The 15,097-nt window shown below is 67.2% G+C and carries 9 protein-coding genes and 2 rRNA genes; 10 read left to right on the top strand and 1 reads right to left on the bottom strand.

Annotated features, from left to right (window positions below; all coding sequences use genetic code 11):
• Nucleotides 1-22 precede the first annotated feature (22 nt).
• The 6 genes from argJ to argH all read left to right on the top strand — a co-directional run bounded on the left by argJ (nt 23) and on the right by argH (nt 6,487).
• On the top strand, nt 23-1,195 hold the full coding sequence (argJ, locus tag QCD66_RS24265) for a bifunctional glutamate N-acetyltransferase/amino-acid acetyltransferase ArgJ (RefSeq protein ID WP_357540118.1): 1,173 nt from the start codon (nt 23-25) through the stop codon (nt 1,193-1,195).
• 56 nt (nt 1,196-1,251) lie between these two features.
• Nucleotides 1,252-2,193 (top strand): acetylglutamate kinase, encoded by a 942-nt coding sequence (argB, locus tag QCD66_RS24260; RefSeq protein WP_364207569.1) that lies wholly within the window; start codon nt 1,252-1,254, stop codon nt 2,191-2,193.
• Nucleotides 2,190-3,374 (top strand): acetylornithine transaminase, encoded by a 1,185-nt coding sequence (locus tag QCD66_RS24255; RefSeq protein WP_357540122.1) that lies wholly within the window; start codon nt 2,190-2,192, stop codon nt 3,372-3,374. The genes argB and QCD66_RS24255 overlap by 4 nt, the downstream gene beginning before the upstream one ends.
• Nucleotides 3,371-4,300: an ornithine carbamoyltransferase gene (gene argF, locus QCD66_RS24250; RefSeq protein ID WP_364207571.1), complete on the top strand. Its 930-nt coding sequence runs from the start codon at nt 3,371-3,373 to the stop codon at nt 4,298-4,300. The genes QCD66_RS24255 and argF overlap by 4 nt, the downstream gene beginning before the upstream one ends.
• A 94-nt stretch (nt 4,301-4,394) precedes the next feature.
• Nucleotides 4,395-4,907 (top strand): arginine repressor, encoded by a 513-nt coding sequence (locus QCD66_RS24245; RefSeq protein WP_357540126.1) that lies wholly within the window; start codon nt 4,395-4,397, stop codon nt 4,905-4,907.
• Between the two features lie 116 nt (nt 4,908-5,023).
• A complete protein-coding gene (gene argH / locus QCD66_RS24240) occupies nt 5,024-6,487 on the top strand; it encodes an argininosuccinate lyase (protein ID WP_364207633.1) in 1,464 nt (487 codons plus the stop codon).
• A gap of 47 nt (nt 6,488-6,534) precedes the next feature.
• Here the strand turns inward: argH and QCD66_RS24235 are convergent, their stop codons facing one another.
• The gene (locus QCD66_RS24235) at nt 6,535-7,332 is read right to left on the bottom strand and encodes a phosphotransferase (protein ID WP_375735175.1); all 798 of its coding nucleotides are present in this window, start codon (nt 7,330-7,332) and stop codon (nt 6,535-6,537) included.
• 82 nt (nt 7,333-7,414) lie between these two features.
• Between QCD66_RS24235 and QCD66_RS24230 the strand changes: the two genes are divergently transcribed.
• The 4 genes from QCD66_RS24230 to QCD66_RS24215 all read left to right on the top strand — a co-directional run bounded on the left by QCD66_RS24230 (nt 7,415) and on the right by QCD66_RS24215 (nt 15,024).
• Nucleotides 7,415-8,053, top strand: coding sequence for a DNA-3-methyladenine glycosylase (locus QCD66_RS24230; RefSeq protein ID WP_364207635.1), 639 nt, complete (start codon nt 7,415-7,417; stop codon nt 8,051-8,053).
• A 42-nt stretch (nt 8,054-8,095) separates the two neighbouring features.
• Entirely contained in the window at nt 8,096-9,355 is a 1,260-nt protein-coding gene (tyrS, locus tag QCD66_RS24225; protein ID WP_375735174.1) for a tyrosine--tRNA ligase, read from the top strand.
• Between the two features lie 680 nt (nt 9,356-10,035).
• Nucleotides 10,036-11,551, top strand: a 16S ribosomal RNA gene (locus QCD66_RS24220).
• Between the two features lie 367 nt (nt 11,552-11,918).
• Nucleotides 11,919-15,024, top strand: a 23S ribosomal RNA gene (locus tag QCD66_RS24215).
• The 16S and 23S rRNA genes sit together here, the layout of an rRNA operon.
• The last annotated feature ends 73 nt before the right edge of the window (nt 15,025-15,097 follow it).

The raw sequence follows: 15,097 nt of genomic DNA, 5'->3' as shown, positions 1-15,097 counted from the left end.
CCGAGCGCAGCGAGGTGGCGTCGTGAGCGTGACTACGCCGAAGGGGTTCCGGGCGGCCGGTGTGACCGCGGGGCTGAAGTCGACCGGCGCGCGGGACGTGGCGCTGATCGTCAACGACGGCCCGGACGCCACCGTCGCCGCCGTCTTCACCAGCAACCGGGTCAAGGCGGCCCCCGTGCTGTGGACCCAGCAGGTCGTCCGGGGCGGCGTCGTGCGGGCGGTCGTGCTCAACTCCGGCGGTGCCAACGCCTGCACCGGTCCCTTGGGGTTCCAGGACACCCACTCCACCGCCGAACGCACCGCCACCGCGCTGAGCCGCTCCAATTCCCGGCTGCTCATCGGCGCGAGCGAGGTCGCGGTCTGCTCGACCGGGCTGATCGGGGAGCGGCTGCCGATGGACCGGCTGCTGCCCGGGATCGGTTCGGCGGTGCGGGCGCTGGCCCGCAGCGGCGGCCCCGCCGCCGCCGAGGCGATCATGACCACGGACACCCGTCCGAAGACGACCGTGGCCGCCGGCACCGGCTGGACCGTCGGCGGCATGGCCAAGGGCGCGGGCATGCTCGCCCCGGGGCTCGCGACGATGCTCGCCGTCCTCACCACCGACGCCGTTGCCGGGTCGGCCGCCCTCGACGAGGCGCTGCGGGCCGCGTGCCGGCGCACGTTCGACCGGGTCGACTCCGACGGTTGCATGTCCACCAACGACACGGTGATCCTGCTGGCCAGCGGAGCGTCCGGCATCGAGCCGTCGCAGGAGGAGCTGACCGCGACGGTGACCGCCGCCTGCCACGATCTGGCGCAGCAGCTCGTCGCCGATGCCGAGGGGGCCACCAAGCAGATCGCGATCGAGGTCTTCGGCGCGGCGACGGAGGACGACGCGGTCGAGGTCGGCCGGTCGGTGGCCCGCAACAACCTGGTGAAGACGGCCCTGTTCGGCAACGATCCCAACTGGGGCCGGATTCTCGCGGCGGTCGGCACGACCGCGGCCGCGTTCGAGCCGGACGGCCTCGACGTGGCGGTCAACGGGGTGTGGGTGTGCCGGTCCGGCACGGCCGCCGACGACCGGTCCAAGGTGGACCTGTCGGGCCGCGACGTCACGATCCAGGTGAACCTCAACGCGGGCGACGAGCGCGCCACCGTCTGGACCAACGACCTGTCGCACGCGTACGTGCACGAGAACTCGGCGTATTCGACATGAGCGCGAGGAGTGCGGCGGAGCGGAGCCCCGCAGTCGCGAACGAAGACAGGCACGACATGAGTGAGAGAAGTGCGGTGAATCGACTCGGTCCGGCCCAGGAGAAGGCGGCCACGCTCATCGAGGCGCTGCCGTGGCTGGCCCGGTTCCACGGGGCCACCGTCGTCGTCAAGTACGGCGGCAACGCGATGATCGACCCGGAACTGCAGCGGGCGTTCGCCGCCGACATGGTCTTCCTGCGTTACGCCGGTCTCCGGCCGGTCGTGGTGCACGGCGGCGGCCCGCAGATCTCGGCGATGCTGGGCCGGCTCGGCATCCCCAGTGAGTTCAAGGGCGGCCTGCGGGTCACCACCCCGGAGGCGATGGACGTCGTCCGGATGGTGCTCGTGGGTCAGGTCGGCCGCGAACTCGTCGGGCTGATCAACGAGCACGGCCCGTTCGCGGTGGGACTGTCCGGTGAGGACGCCCGGCTGTTCACCGCCGTCCGCCGGCCGGCGTACGTCGACGGGGAGCCGGTCGACATCGGCCAGGTCGGTGACGTCGACGCGGTCAATGTCTCCGCGGTCGCCGACCTGATCGGTAACGGACGGATCCCGGTCATCTCGACGGTGGCACCCGACGCCGACGGGGTGCTGCACAACCTCAACGCGGACACGGCGGCCGCGGCGCTCGCGGTCGCGCTCGACGCCCGCAAGCTGATCGTGTTGACCGACGTGCCCGGCCTGTACGCCGACTGGCCGGACACCGACAGCCTCGTCGACCGGATCACCGTCGCCGAGCTGGCGAAGCTGCTGCCCCGCCTCGAGGCCGGAATGGTGCCGAAGATGGAGGCATGCCTGCGGGCGGTGCAGGGTGGTGTGCCCGCCGCGCACGTCGTCGACGGCCGGGTGGCGCATTCCACGTTGCTGGAGGTGTTCACCTCCGAGGGTTTCGGCACGATGGTCGTCGCCGGCACCGAGGGTGCCGGGACGCAGGACGGGAAGACGGTGAACGGAGCATGACGACCCTGGTCGACCGCTGGCGTCAGTCCATGATGGACAACTACGGGACACCGCCACTCGCGTTGGTCAGCGGCTCGGGGGCGGTCGTCGTGGACGAGGCCGGCAAGCAGTACGTGGATCTGCTCGGCGGAATCGCCGTCAACAGCCTCGGCCACGCGCACCCCGCCGTGGTCGCCGCCGTCTCCAAGCAGGTGGCCACGCTCGGCCACGTCTCGAACCTCTTCGTGGCCGAACCGCCGGTCGCGCTCGCCGAGCTGCTGCTGGCCCTCGCCGGCCGGCCCGGCCGGGTGTTCTTCGCCAACTCCGGGGCGGAGGTCAACGAGGCGGCGTTCAAGCTGTCCCGGCTGACCGGCCGCGGCCACGTCGTGTCGACCGTCGGCGGCTTCCACGGCCGCACCATGGGTGCGCTGGCCCTGACCGGTCAGCCGACCAAGGCCGACCCGTTCCGGCCGCTGCCCGGCGACGTCACCCACGTCCCGTACGGTGACGTCGACGCCCTGGCGGCCGCGGTCACCGCCGAGACCGCCATGGTCATCCTCGAACCGATCCAGGGCGAGAACGGCGTGTGCGTGCCCCCGCCCGGCTACCTCGGCGCGGCCCGGGAGATCACCACCCGGCACGGCGCGCTGCTCGTCATCGACGAGGTGCAGACCGGGATGGGACGCACCGGCCACTGGTTCGCCCACCAGGCCGAGGGGATCGAGCCCGACGTGGTGACCCTGGCCAAGGGGCTCGGCGGCGGCCTGCCGATCGGCGCCTGCATCGCGTTCGGCCCCGCCGCCGACCTGCTCGCCCCGGGCGCGCACGGCAGCACCTTCGGCGGCAACCCGGTCAGTTGCGCCGCCGCCCTGGCGGTCGTCAGCACCATCGCCAACGAGGGGCTGCTCGACCACGTCAAGCGGATCGGCGAGCGGCTGCGGCACGGCGTCGAGGCGCTCGGCCACCCGCTGGTGGCCGAGGTACGCGGCGCCGGCCTGCTGCTCGGGATCGTCCTGCGGGCCCCGGCGTCGGGCGCGGTCGCCGGAGTGCTGCGGGACGCCGGTTTCCTCGTCAACCCGGTCCAGCCGAACGTGCTGCGGCTGGCGCCGCCACTGGTCGTCACCGCCGAGCAGGCCGACGCGTTCCTCGCCGCCCTGCCGGCCGCGCTGGACGCCGCGACACCGAACGAGGAGACGCCATGATCCGCCACTTTCTGCGTGACGACGACCTGACCCCGGCCGAGCAGTCGGCCGTACTCGACCTGGCGGAGCAGATCAAGGCGGAACCGTTCCGGGAACGGCCGCTGGCCGGCCCCCGGTCGGTGGCGGTCCTCTTCGACAAGCAGAGCCTGCGGACCCGGCTGTCGTTCGACGTCGGCATCGCCGAACTCGGCGGCAACGCGATCATCGTCGATTCCGGCGGCACCCACTTCGGGCGTGGCGAGACGCTCGCCGACGCCTCCCGGGTACTGTCCCGCTACGTGGCGGCGATCGTGATGCGGACCCACGGCGATGACCGGATCGCCGAGGTCGCGGCCGCCTCGTCCGTACCGGTGATCAACGCCTTGACCGACGGCTTCCACCCGTGCCAGCTTCTCGCCGACCTGTTGACGGTCCGGCAGCGGTGCGGCGGCACCACCGGCCGGACCCTGGCGTACGTCGGCGACGCCGCCAACAACATGGCCCGCTCCTACCTGGTCGCCGGGGCGACGGCTGGCATGCACGTCCGGGTCGCCGGCCCCGCCGGCTACGACCCGGATCCGGAGATCGTCGCCACGGCGACCGCGATCGCCGCGGGCACCGGTGGCTCGGTCCAGGTGCTGCGCGACCCGCGTGCGGCGGTCGCCGGCGCCGACGTGGTGGCCACCGACACCTGGACGTCGATGGGGCAGGAGCACGACGGCCGCGACCGGCTCACCCCGTTCTGGCCCTACCAGGTCAACAAGGAGCTGCTGGCGGGCGCACCGGACGCGATCGTGCTGCACTGCCTGCCGGCCCACCGCGGCGAGGAGATCACCGACGAGGTCATGGACGGCGACCGCAGCGCCGTGTTCGACGAGGCCGAGAACCGGGTACACGCGCAGAAGGCGCTGATCACCTGGCTGCTGCGCCAGGAGGCGCCGAAGTGACCGGGCAGCGAGGAAGCCGACAGGCCCGGCGGCGGTCGTCCGGCCGCCGGCCGCAGCGGGGTGGGCGCGTGACCGAGCAGGGCAGGGCAGTCGGGTGACCGGGCCGGTCACCCGGACGGCACGGCACGCCCGCATCGTCGAGCTGATCCGGGACAAGGTGGTCCATTCGCAGACCGAACTCGCCGACCTGCTCGCCGGCGACGGCATCCAGGTCACCCAGGCCACCCTGTCACGTGACCTGGAGGAACTCGGCGCGGTCAAGGTCCGTGGCGGTGACGGCGGGCCGGCCGTCTACCTCATCCCCGAGGACGGCCTACGACCGCTGCGCGACGCCGAGCAGGCCCCGGCCCGCCTGCTCCGGCTGCTGCGCGAACTCCTGACCAGCGTCGACGCCAGCGGCAACATGGCCGTGTTGCGCACCCCGCCCGGCGCCGCGCAGTTCCTGGCCAGCGCACTGGACCGCTCCGGCCTGCCGGAGGTGGTCGGCACCATCGCCGGCGACGACACCATCCTGGTGGTGGCCAGGGACACGGTCGGCGGTGCCGCCCTCGCGGCGAAGCTGGCCGACTGGGCCGTCACCCCGCCGGCCGGGTCCGAACCCGCCTAGCGGGCGCGACCCGGCGCGGTCGACACGTCGTAGAAGGAGCACCACGCCGGATGGCCGCCGCCCGTGACGCCCGCCTCGGCTCCCCGCAAATCTGATTGGAAGGCACGTTCGCAATGATTGTCGGCGTGGATGACAAGAGCCTGACCGAGAACAGCGCGCCCGCCAACCGGACCAGCCTGTGGGGAGGCCGGTTCGCCGGCGGCCCCTCCGAGGCGCTGGCCCGGCTGTCGGTCAGCGTCCAGTTCGACTGGCGCCTCGCGCCGTACGACCTCGCGGGCTCCCGGGCACACGCCCGGGTGCTGGCCCGCGCCGGGCTGCTCGACGCCGAGGAACTCGGCCGGGTCCTGGCCGCCCTGGACGACCTGGAGGCCGCCTGCGCCTCCGGCGAGTTCCGGCCGACGGTCGACGACGAGGACGTCCACACCGCGCTCGAACGCGGGATGCTGGAACGGCTCGGCACCCTGGGCGGCAAGCTGCGCGCCGGCCGCTCCCGCAACGACCAGGTCGCCACCGACCTGCGCCTCTACCTGCGTGACCACGCCCGCGGCGTCGCCGAGCGGCTGGTCGAGCTCGCCGACGCCCTGGTCGAGCAGGCCGAGCGGCACGTCGACACGCCCGCCCCGGGCATGACCCACGTCCAGCACGCCCAGCCGGTCACCTTCGGCCACTGGCTGCTCGCCCACGTCCAGCCGCTGCTGCGCGACCTGGAGCGGCTGCGGGACTGGGACGCCCGTACGGCGATCTCACCACTGGGCGCCGGCGCGCTCGCCGGCTCCTCGCTGCCGCTCGACCCGGTCCAGGTCGCCAAGGAACTCGGGTTCACCGCGTCGGCCGCCAACTCCATGGACGCGGTCGCCGACCGGGACTTCGTGGCCGAGTTCCTGTTCGTCACCTCGCTGATCGGGGTGCACCTGTCCCGGCTCGGCGAGGAGGTGGTGCTCTGGACGTCGCAGGAGTTCGGCTGGGTCGAACTCGACGACAGCTTCGCCACCGGATCGTCGATCATGCCGCAGAAGAAGAACGCCGACATCGCCGAACTGGCCCGCGGCAAGTCCGGCCGGCTGGTCGGCGGCCTCGTCGCCGTCCTGACGATGCTCAAGGGCCTGCCGCTGACCTACGACCGGGACATGCAGGAGGACAAGGAGCCGGTCTTCGACGCCGTCGACACCCTCCAGCTCCTGCTGCCCGCACTGGCCGGAATGATCTCCACCATGACGGTACGGGTGGACCGGCTCGCCGCCGCCGCGCCGGTCGGCTTCACCCTCGCCACCGAGGTCGCCGACTGGCTGGTCGTCAAGGGCGTGCCGTTCCGGGAGGCACACGAGATCACCGGCAAGCTGGTGGCGCTGTGCGTGGCCCGCGACTGCGCCCTCGACGAGGTCTCCGACGAGGACCTCACCCTCGTCAGCCCACATCTCGACGCCGGCGTACGCGACGTCCTGTCGGTCCGTACGGCACTCGCCGCCCGCACCACGCCCGGCTCGACCGGCCCCGGCCCGGTCGCCGACCAGCTCGCCACCGCCATCGACAAGCTCGCCGGCTGGCGTGCCTGGGCCACCGAGGTCGTCGTACCCCGCTGACCGGCACCGTGGCCGCCGCCCGGGCGGCGGCCACGGTGGCCCGGGGCCTACTCCAGGTCCCAGAGCAGCCGGTAGTAGGCGATCCGGTCGGCGTCCGGCTCGACTCCGTACGCGGCCAGCAGCACACCCTCCCAGTCCGGCCCGTAGTTCCAGTGCAGGCTCCAGGTGGCCACCGCCAGGTCGGCCCACCGGTCGGCGACCCCGAGCGCACCCAGGTCGACGTGCCCGGCGAACCGGCCGTCCGGGGTGATCAGCGTGTTGGGGGCGCACGGGTCACCCTGGCAGACCACCAGCCGGTCGACCGCCGGCACGTCGGCGAGCCGGGCCAGCGCCCGGGCCACGCCCAACGCGGCGTGGTCCGGATGCCACCACGCCGGATCGAGCCGCCCGGCCGCGGCGGACCGCCGCACCCGGGCGAGCCGGTCCTCGACCCGCCAACCGAACGGGCAGTCCGCGACCGGCAGCCGGTCGTGCAACCGCCGCAGCCCGGCGCCGATCGCGGCCGCCCCGGTCGCCGGGTCCGCCTTCCACCGGTCGACGACCGCGGGTTCGCCGGGCAGGCCGTCGGTCAGCAGCCAGCTCCCGCTCTCGTCGGCGCCCTCGTCGAGGACCGGCGGCACCAGCGCGTACCGGACCGCCCACCGCAGCCGTTCCGCCTCCCGGTCCAGCCGCAGCCCGCTGTCCGGCGGCGCCCACTTCACGAACCACCGGCCGGCGCCGACGGTGATCTCGAAGGTGAGGCCGCCCAGTTCGTTGCGCCACATTGGGTGGGTCGGCCGCCCGGCGGCGAGCCGCCGTACGACCTCGGGAACCGGTTGGTCGGGCGGCGGGGGACCGGAGAGCATCGGGGCATTCTGCCAGAGCGGATCCGCCGGCGGGTCCCGCGACCCGCACCGAGGTGGCATCGGCGGCACCATCCGTGCTGTCCTGTACGACGTGACCGACCTCGCCCACCTGCTCGCCGGCCCGGTCGTGCCCGCGGCGCACGGACTGCTCGGTTGCCGGCTGTCCGCCGGCGGCGTCACCGTGCGCGTCACCGAGGTCGAGGCGTACGCGGGCACCGCCGGTGACCCCGCCTCGCACGCGTACCGGGGCCGTACCCCACGCAACTCGGTCATGTTCGGCCCGTCCGGGTACGCCTACGTCTACTTCACGTACGGCATGCACTGGTGCATGAACGTGGTGACCGGACCGGAAGGGGAGGCGTCCGCGGTACTCCTGCGGGCCGGCGAGATCGTCGCGGGCCTGGACGTCGCCCGGTCCCGGCGTCCCGCCGTACGCCGGGACGTCGACCTGGCCCGCGGTCCGGCGCGGCTGTGTTCCGCGCTCGGCCTGGACGGCTCCGCGTACGGCGTCCACCTGCTCGGCGCCGGTCCGGTACGGCTCACCGCGCCGCCGGCACCGGTCGATCCGGCGACGGTCAGCGCCGGCCCCCGGGTCGGGGTGACCGGCGCGCACGACCGGCCGTGGCGGTTCTGGATCACCGGGGACCCGACCGTCAGCGCCTACCGCCGGCATGTTCCGAAACCGGCGCGTACGGCCGGCGCGTCGGGCGTCCGTCCGTAACCCGGTACAGGTGGGGCGCGGTTGTGGGGGACAATTCGCTGTGTGACCGATCTGATCGACGACCTGCTGTGGCGGGGTCTCATCCAGGACTCGACCGACCTCGACGAGTTGCGCAAGCACCTGGACAACGAGCAGGTGACCTTCTATGTCGGCTTCGACCCGACCGCCGCGAGCCTGCACGTCGGCCACCTGGTGCAGGTGCTGACCGCCCGGCGCCTGCAGCTCGCCGGTCACCGTCCGCTGCTGCTGGTCGGTGGGGCGACCGGCCAGATCGGTGATCCGAAGGAGGGCGGCGAACGCAGCCTGCACAGCCCGGAGACGGTGACCGGATGGGTGGCCCGGATCCGTGACCAGCTCTCGCCGTTCGTGACGTACACCGGCGACAACGCCGCGACCCTGGTCAACAACCTGGACTGGACGGCGGAGATGTCGGTCGTCGAGTTCCTCCGCGACGTCGGCAAGCACTTCCCGGTCAACCGGATGCTGGCCCGCGAGGTGGTCAAGGCGCGCCTGGAGAGCGGCATCAGCTTCACCGAGTTCAGCTACCAGTTGCTCCAGGCCAACGACTACTTCGAACTGCACCGCCGGCACGGCTGCACGCTGCAGTTCGGTGGCTCCGACCAGTGGGGCAACATCACCGCCGGGGTCGACTACATCCGCCGGCGCGGCGCCGGGCCGGTGCACGCGTTCACCACACCGCTGGTGACCAAGTCCGACGGGACCAAGTTCGGCAAGAGCGAGGGCGGTGCCGTCTGGATCGACCCCACCATGACCAGCCCGTACGCCTTCTACCAGTTCTGGCTCAACAGCGACGACCGGGATGTGCCGCGTTACCTGCGCTACTTCAGCTTCCGATCCCGTGACGAGATCGAGGAGCTGGTCGCCGCGACCGAGGAGCGGCCGCAGGCCCGGCTCGGACAACGGGCGCTGGCGGAGGAACTGACCACGCTCGTGCACGGCGAGGAGGAGACGCGGCAGGTGATCGCCGCCAGCCAGGCGCTGTTCGGCCGCGGGTCGCTCGACGAGTTGGCGCCGGAGACGTTGCGTGCCGCGCTGGCCGAGGCCGGCCTGCTGGAGGTCCGTGGGGAGCTGCCGACCGTGGCCACGTTGTTGAAGGACTCCGGCCTGGTCGGCAGCTTCAACGAGGCGCGTCGGGCGATCACCGAGGGCGGCGCGTACCTCAACAACGAGCGGGTGACCGACGTCGAGGCGACGGTCGCGCCGGCGGCGCTGCTGCACGGCCGGTTCCTGGTCCTGCGCCGGGGCAAGCGCACCTTCGCCGGCGTTGAGCTGGCCAGATAGTCAGTCCTCGTTGATGTGACGCGGGACGCACCCGGTGGATTTGACGATCGATCCACCGGGTGCGTAACTTTCTCTCTGCCCGCAGGGGACACGGACGAAAGGTGCGAAAGCACCTCGAGGCCGAGGACCACAGGGGCAACCCCGAGACGGTACGGCGTTCCGCCGGATCTGACCGGGGCCGGGTGGTGCGGCACGACGACCTGAAGGGTCGATTTGGCGCCGCGAAACCGGCCGGGTAGAGTGAACGACCGGACAGGGAACCGGGCGAGCCAGCAAGTCGCTCCCAAGGGAGCGGACCTGCGGCGGCCGGCCTGCCGGAATCCCAAACATCAACACTGCGGGGCATGACTCTGCGTGTTGCGGTTGGGACAAAGCTGGATGATGCGGTGTTGATCGGAAATATCGGGTTGACACGGTAGAAACTGGCGGGTAACGTAGTAAAAGTGCCTGGCGCTGAGCGCGGGGTGCAGGGTGTGGAGCCCCGGGTTCGGGTCCTGCTTGTTGGTGGGGTTCGGGTTTGGTGTGTGTTTGTTCTTTGAGAACTCAACAGGGTGCTTGTAAGCCAGTGCCAAGAATGATTATTTCCCGGGCCTGGTCTGCTTCAACGGTTTGTTGGGGTGGGTTGGGTTTGGATTCCTTTGGCAATCTTTGATTGCCGGGATGGATTTTTCGACAGGTTTTTGTTGGAGAGTTTGATCCTGGCTCAGGACGAACGCTGGCGGCGTGCTTAACACATGCAAGTCGAGCGGAAAGGCCCTTCGGGGTACTCGAGCGGCGAACGGGTGAGTAACACGTGAGTAACCTGCCCCAGGCTTTGGGATAACCCTCGGAAACGGGGGCTAATACCGGATATGACTTCTGACCGCATGGTTGGGGGTGGAAAGTTTTTCGGCTTGGGATGGGCTCGCGGCCTATCAGCTTGTTGGTGGGGTGATGGCCTACCAAGGCGACGACGGGTAGCCGGCCTGAGAGGGCGACCGGCCACACTGGGACTGAGACACGGCCCAGACTCCTACGGGAGGCAGCAGTGGGGAATATTGCACAATGGGCGGAAGCCTGATGCAGCGACGCCGCGTGAGGGATGACGGCCTTCGGGTTGTAAACCTCTTTCAGCAGGGACGAAGCGCAAGTGACGGTACCTGCAGAAGAAGCGCCGGCCAACTACGTGCCAGCAGCCGCGGTAAGACGTAGGGCGCGAGCGTTGTCCGGATTTATTGGGCGTAAAGAGCTCGTAGGCGGCTTGTCGCGTCGACTGTGAAAACCCGCAGCTCAACTGCGGGCTTGCAGCCGATACGGGCAGGCTAGAGTTCGGTAGGGAGACTGGAATTCCTGGTGTAGCGGTGAAATGCGCAGATATCAGGAGGAACACCGGTGGCGAAGGCGGGTCTCTGGGCCGATACTGACGCTGAGGAGCGAAAGCGTGGGGAGCGAACAGGATTAGATACCCTGGTAGTCCACGCTGTAAACGTTGGGCGCTAGGTGTGGGGGGCCTCTCCGGTTCTCTGTGCCGCAGCTAACGCATTAAGCGCCCCGCCTGGGGAGTACGGCCGCAAGGCTAAAACTCAAAGGAATTGACGGGGGCCCGCACAAGCGGCGGAGCATGCGGATTAATTCGATGCAACGCGAAGAACCTTACCTGGGTTTGACATGGGCGGAAATCCGGCAGAGATGTCGGGTCCTTCGGGGCCGTTCACAGGTGGTGCATGGCTGTCGTCAGCTCGTGTCGTGAGATGTTGGGTTAAGTCCCGCAACGAGCGCAACCCTCGTTCGATGTTGCCAGCGGGTTATGCCGGGGACTCATCGAAGACTGCCGGGGTCAACTCGGAGGAAGGTGGGGATGACGTCAAGTCATCATGCCCCTTATGTCCAGGGCTTCACGCATGCTACAATGGCTGGTACAATGGGCTGCGATACCGTGAGGTGGAGCGAATCCCAAAAAGCCGGTCTCAGTTCGGATCGGGGTCTGCAACTCGACCCCGTGAAGTCGGAGTCGCTAGTAATCGCAGATCAGCAACGCTGCGGTGAATACGTTCCCGGGCCTTGTACACACCGCCCGTCACGTCACGAAAGTCGGCAACACCCGAAGCCGGTGGCCTAACCCCTTGTGGGAGGGAGCCGTCGAAGGTGGGGCTGGCGATTGGGACGAAGTCGTAACAAGGTAGCCGTACCGGAAGGTGCGGCTGGATCACCTCCTTTCTAAGGAGCACCTGCCGGCGAAGGTCGGCTAGGAGCCCGCGGCCCGCGGATGTTGGGTCGGGGTTGCTCGATTGGCGGAGACACTGGTGAGTTTTCTGCCGGCAACGGCTGGCTGTCTTAGTACATCCCTGTGGGGACAGGAACGGATGGTTGGTGCGGCTGGTGGTGAATGTGAGCATCCTGTTGGGTCCTGAAAGAACAAGCCGCATGTTGTGGGTTGTTGTTTCGGGTTGTCCAGGCATGGCCTGGTGCCGCATACCGGTCGGAGTCTTGCCCTGTTGGGTGGGGGTTCGGGGTTTGGTGTGGTGCTGTGGGTTGTGGGTTGGTCGTTTGTTGAGAATTACACAGTGGACGCGAGCATCTTTGTGGTCAAGTTGTCAAGGGCGGACGGTGGATGCCTTGGCACCAGGAGCCGATGAAGGACGTGGGAGGCCGCGATAGGCCTGGGGGAGCTGTCAACCAAGCTGTGATCCCAGGGTGTCCGAATGGGGAAACCTGGCATCAGTCATGTGATGTCACCCGCACCTGAATGCATAGGGTGTGTGGAGGGAACGCGGGGAAGTGAAACATCTCAGTACCCGTAGGAAGAGAAAACAATAGTGATTCCGTGAGTAGTGGCGAGCGAAAGCGGATTTAGGCTAAACCGGTTGCGTGTGATACCTGTCAGGGGTTGCGTGGTCGGGGTTGTGGGACTCTGCTGGACAAGCTGACACTTGTTCGAGAAGTTATAAAGCCAGTTGCTAGCCGAATGGTGTGGGAAAGCCAACCGTAGTCGGTGATAGTCCGGTAGGTGAAAGTGGCTGGTCTTCTGTGGATGTTCCCGAGTAGCGGCGGACCCCTGTAATCTGCCGTGAATCTGCCAGGACCACCTGGTAAGCCTGAATACTTCCTGGTGACCGATAGCGGACTAGTACCGTGAGGGAATGGTGAAAAGTACCCCGGGAGGGGAGTGAAATAGTACCTGAAACCGTTCGCCTACAATCCGTCGGAGCCTTTAGGGGTGACGGCGTGCCTTTTGAAGAATGAGCCTGCGAGTTAGTGGCATGTGGCGAGGTTAACCCGTGTGGGGTAGCCGTAGCGAAAGCGAGTCTTAATAGGGCGTTTAGTCGCATGTTCTAGACCCGAAGCGGAGTGATCTAGCCATGGGCAGGCTGAAGCGCGGGTAAGACCGTGTGGAGGGCCGAACCCACCAACGTTGAAAAGTTGGGGGATGACCTGTGGTTAGGGGTGAAAGGCCAATCAAACTCCGTGATAGCTGGTTCTCCCCGAAATGCATTTAGGTGCAGCGTTGCGTGTTTCTTGCCGGAGGTAGAGCACTGGATGGTCTAGGGGCCTACAAGCTTACCGAAATCAGCTAAACTCCGAATGCCGGTAAGTGAGAGCGTGGCAGTGAGACTGCGGGGGATAAGCTTCGTAGTCGAGAGGGAAACAGCCCAGATCACCAGCTAAGGCCCCTAAGCGTGTGCTAAGTGGAAAAGGATGTGGGGTCGCATAGACAACCAGGAGGTTGGCTTAGAAGCAGCCATCCTTTAAAGAGTGCGTAATAGCTCACTGGTCAAGTGGTTCCGCGCCGACAATGTAGCGGGGCTCAAGTACACCGCCGAAGCTGTGGCATTCACATTTTTACTTCGCCTATGCCTTTGGGTGTGGGTGCAGGTGTGTGGATGGGTAGGGGAGCGTCGTGCCGGGGTGAAGCAGCGGGGTGACCCAGCTGTGGACGCGGCACGAGTGAGAATGCAGGCATGAGTAGCGAATGAAGGGTGAGAAACCCTTCCGCCGGATGACCAAGGGTTCCAGGGCTAGGTTAATCCGCCCTGGGTGAGTCGGGACCTAAGGCGAGGCCGAGAGGCGTAGTCGATGGACAACGGGTTGATATTCCCGTACCCGCGAAAGAGCGCCCATGATGAACCTCGTTGTGCTAACCACGTGATCTGGTGGAGGTCTTCGGACTGATGCTGGTGAGCCTGGGAACCTGGTGGGTAGTAGTCAAGCGATGGGGTGACGCAGGAAGGTAGCTGATCCCGGCCGGTGGTTGTGCCGGGGTAAGCGTGTAGGCCGGTGTGTAGGCAAATCCGCACACCTTGTGGCTGAGACGTGATGCCGAGCCGATTCAGGTGAAGTCAGTGATCCTATGCTGCCGAGAAAAGCCTCTAGCGAGTTCTTAGCGGCCCGTACCCCAAACCGACACAGGTGGTCAGGTAGAGAATACCGAGGCGATCGGGCGAACTGTGGTTAAGGAACTCGGCAAATTGCCCCCGTAACTTAGGGAGAAGGGGGGCCGGACGCGTGAAGGGACTTGCTCCTGGAGCGTGGTATGGCCGCAGAGAGCAGGGGGAAGCGACTGTTTACTAAAAACACAGGTCCATGCGAAGAAGTAATTCGATGTATATGGACTGACGCCTGCCCGGTGCTGGAACGTTAAGGGGACCGGTTAGCTCTTCGGGGCGAAGCTGAGAACTTAAGCGCCAGTAAACGGCGGTGGTAACTATAACCATCCTAAGGTAGCGAAATTCCTTGTCGGGTAAGTTCCGACCTGCACGAATGGCGTAACGACTTCCCCACTGTCTCAACCACAGGCCCGGCGAAATTGCATTACGAGTAAAGATGCTCGTTACGCGCGGCAGGACGGAAAGACCCCGGGACCTTTACTATAGCTTGACATTGGTATCTGAATTAGCTTGTGTAGGATAGGTGGGAGCCGGTGAAGCTTGTACGCCAGTACAGGTGGAGGCAATCTTGAAATACCACTCTGGTTGATTTGGGTATCTAACTTGGGGCCGTGATCCGGTTCAGGGACAGTGTCTGGTGGGTAGTTTAACTGGGGCGGTTGCCTCCTAAAGGGTAACGGAGGCGCCCAAAGGTTCCCTCATCCTGGTTGGCAATCAGGTGTTGAGTGTAAGTGCACAAGGGAGCTTGACTGTGAGACTGACGGGTCGAGCAGGGACGAAAGTCGGGACTAGTGATCCGGCACTTGCGTGTGGAAGCGGTGTCGCTCAACGGATAAAAGGTACCCCGGGGATAACAGGCTGATCTTCCCCAAGAGTCCATATCGACGGGATGGTTTGGCACCTCGATGTCGGCTCGTCGCATCCTGGGGCTGTAGCAGGTCCCAAGGGTTGGGCTGTTCGCCCATTAAAGCGGTACGCGAGCTGGGTTTAGAACGTCGTGAGACAGTTCGGTCCCTATCCGCCGTGCGCGTAGGATACTTGAGAAGGGCTGTCCCTAGTACGAGAGGACCGGGACGGACGAACCTCTGGTGTGCCAGTTGTTCCGCCAGGAGCATGGCTGGTTGGCTACGTTCGGAAGGGATAACCGCTGAAAGCATCTAAGCGGGAAGCTCGCTTCAAGATGAGGTATCCCACCCACCTTGGTGGGGTAAGGCTCCCAGTTAGACGACTGGGTTGATAGGCCGGAGATGTAAGCACGGTAACGTGTTGAGTTGACCGGTACTAATAGGCCGAGGACTTGACTACTAAGCTGCTACGCGTCCACTGTGTGATTCCCGACAAACGAACACCCGACCCCGCCGCCCAAGGGAATGTGGGT

It is taken from the genome of Polymorphospora sp. A560 (genome assembly GCF_045781765.1).
Taxonomy (GTDB): domain Bacteria; phylum Actinomycetota; class Actinomycetes; order Mycobacteriales; family Micromonosporaceae; genus Polymorphospora; species Polymorphospora lycopeni.
Note: the sequence above shows the minus strand (reverse complement) of the source record. Positions and strands in the feature narration are given on the sequence as shown.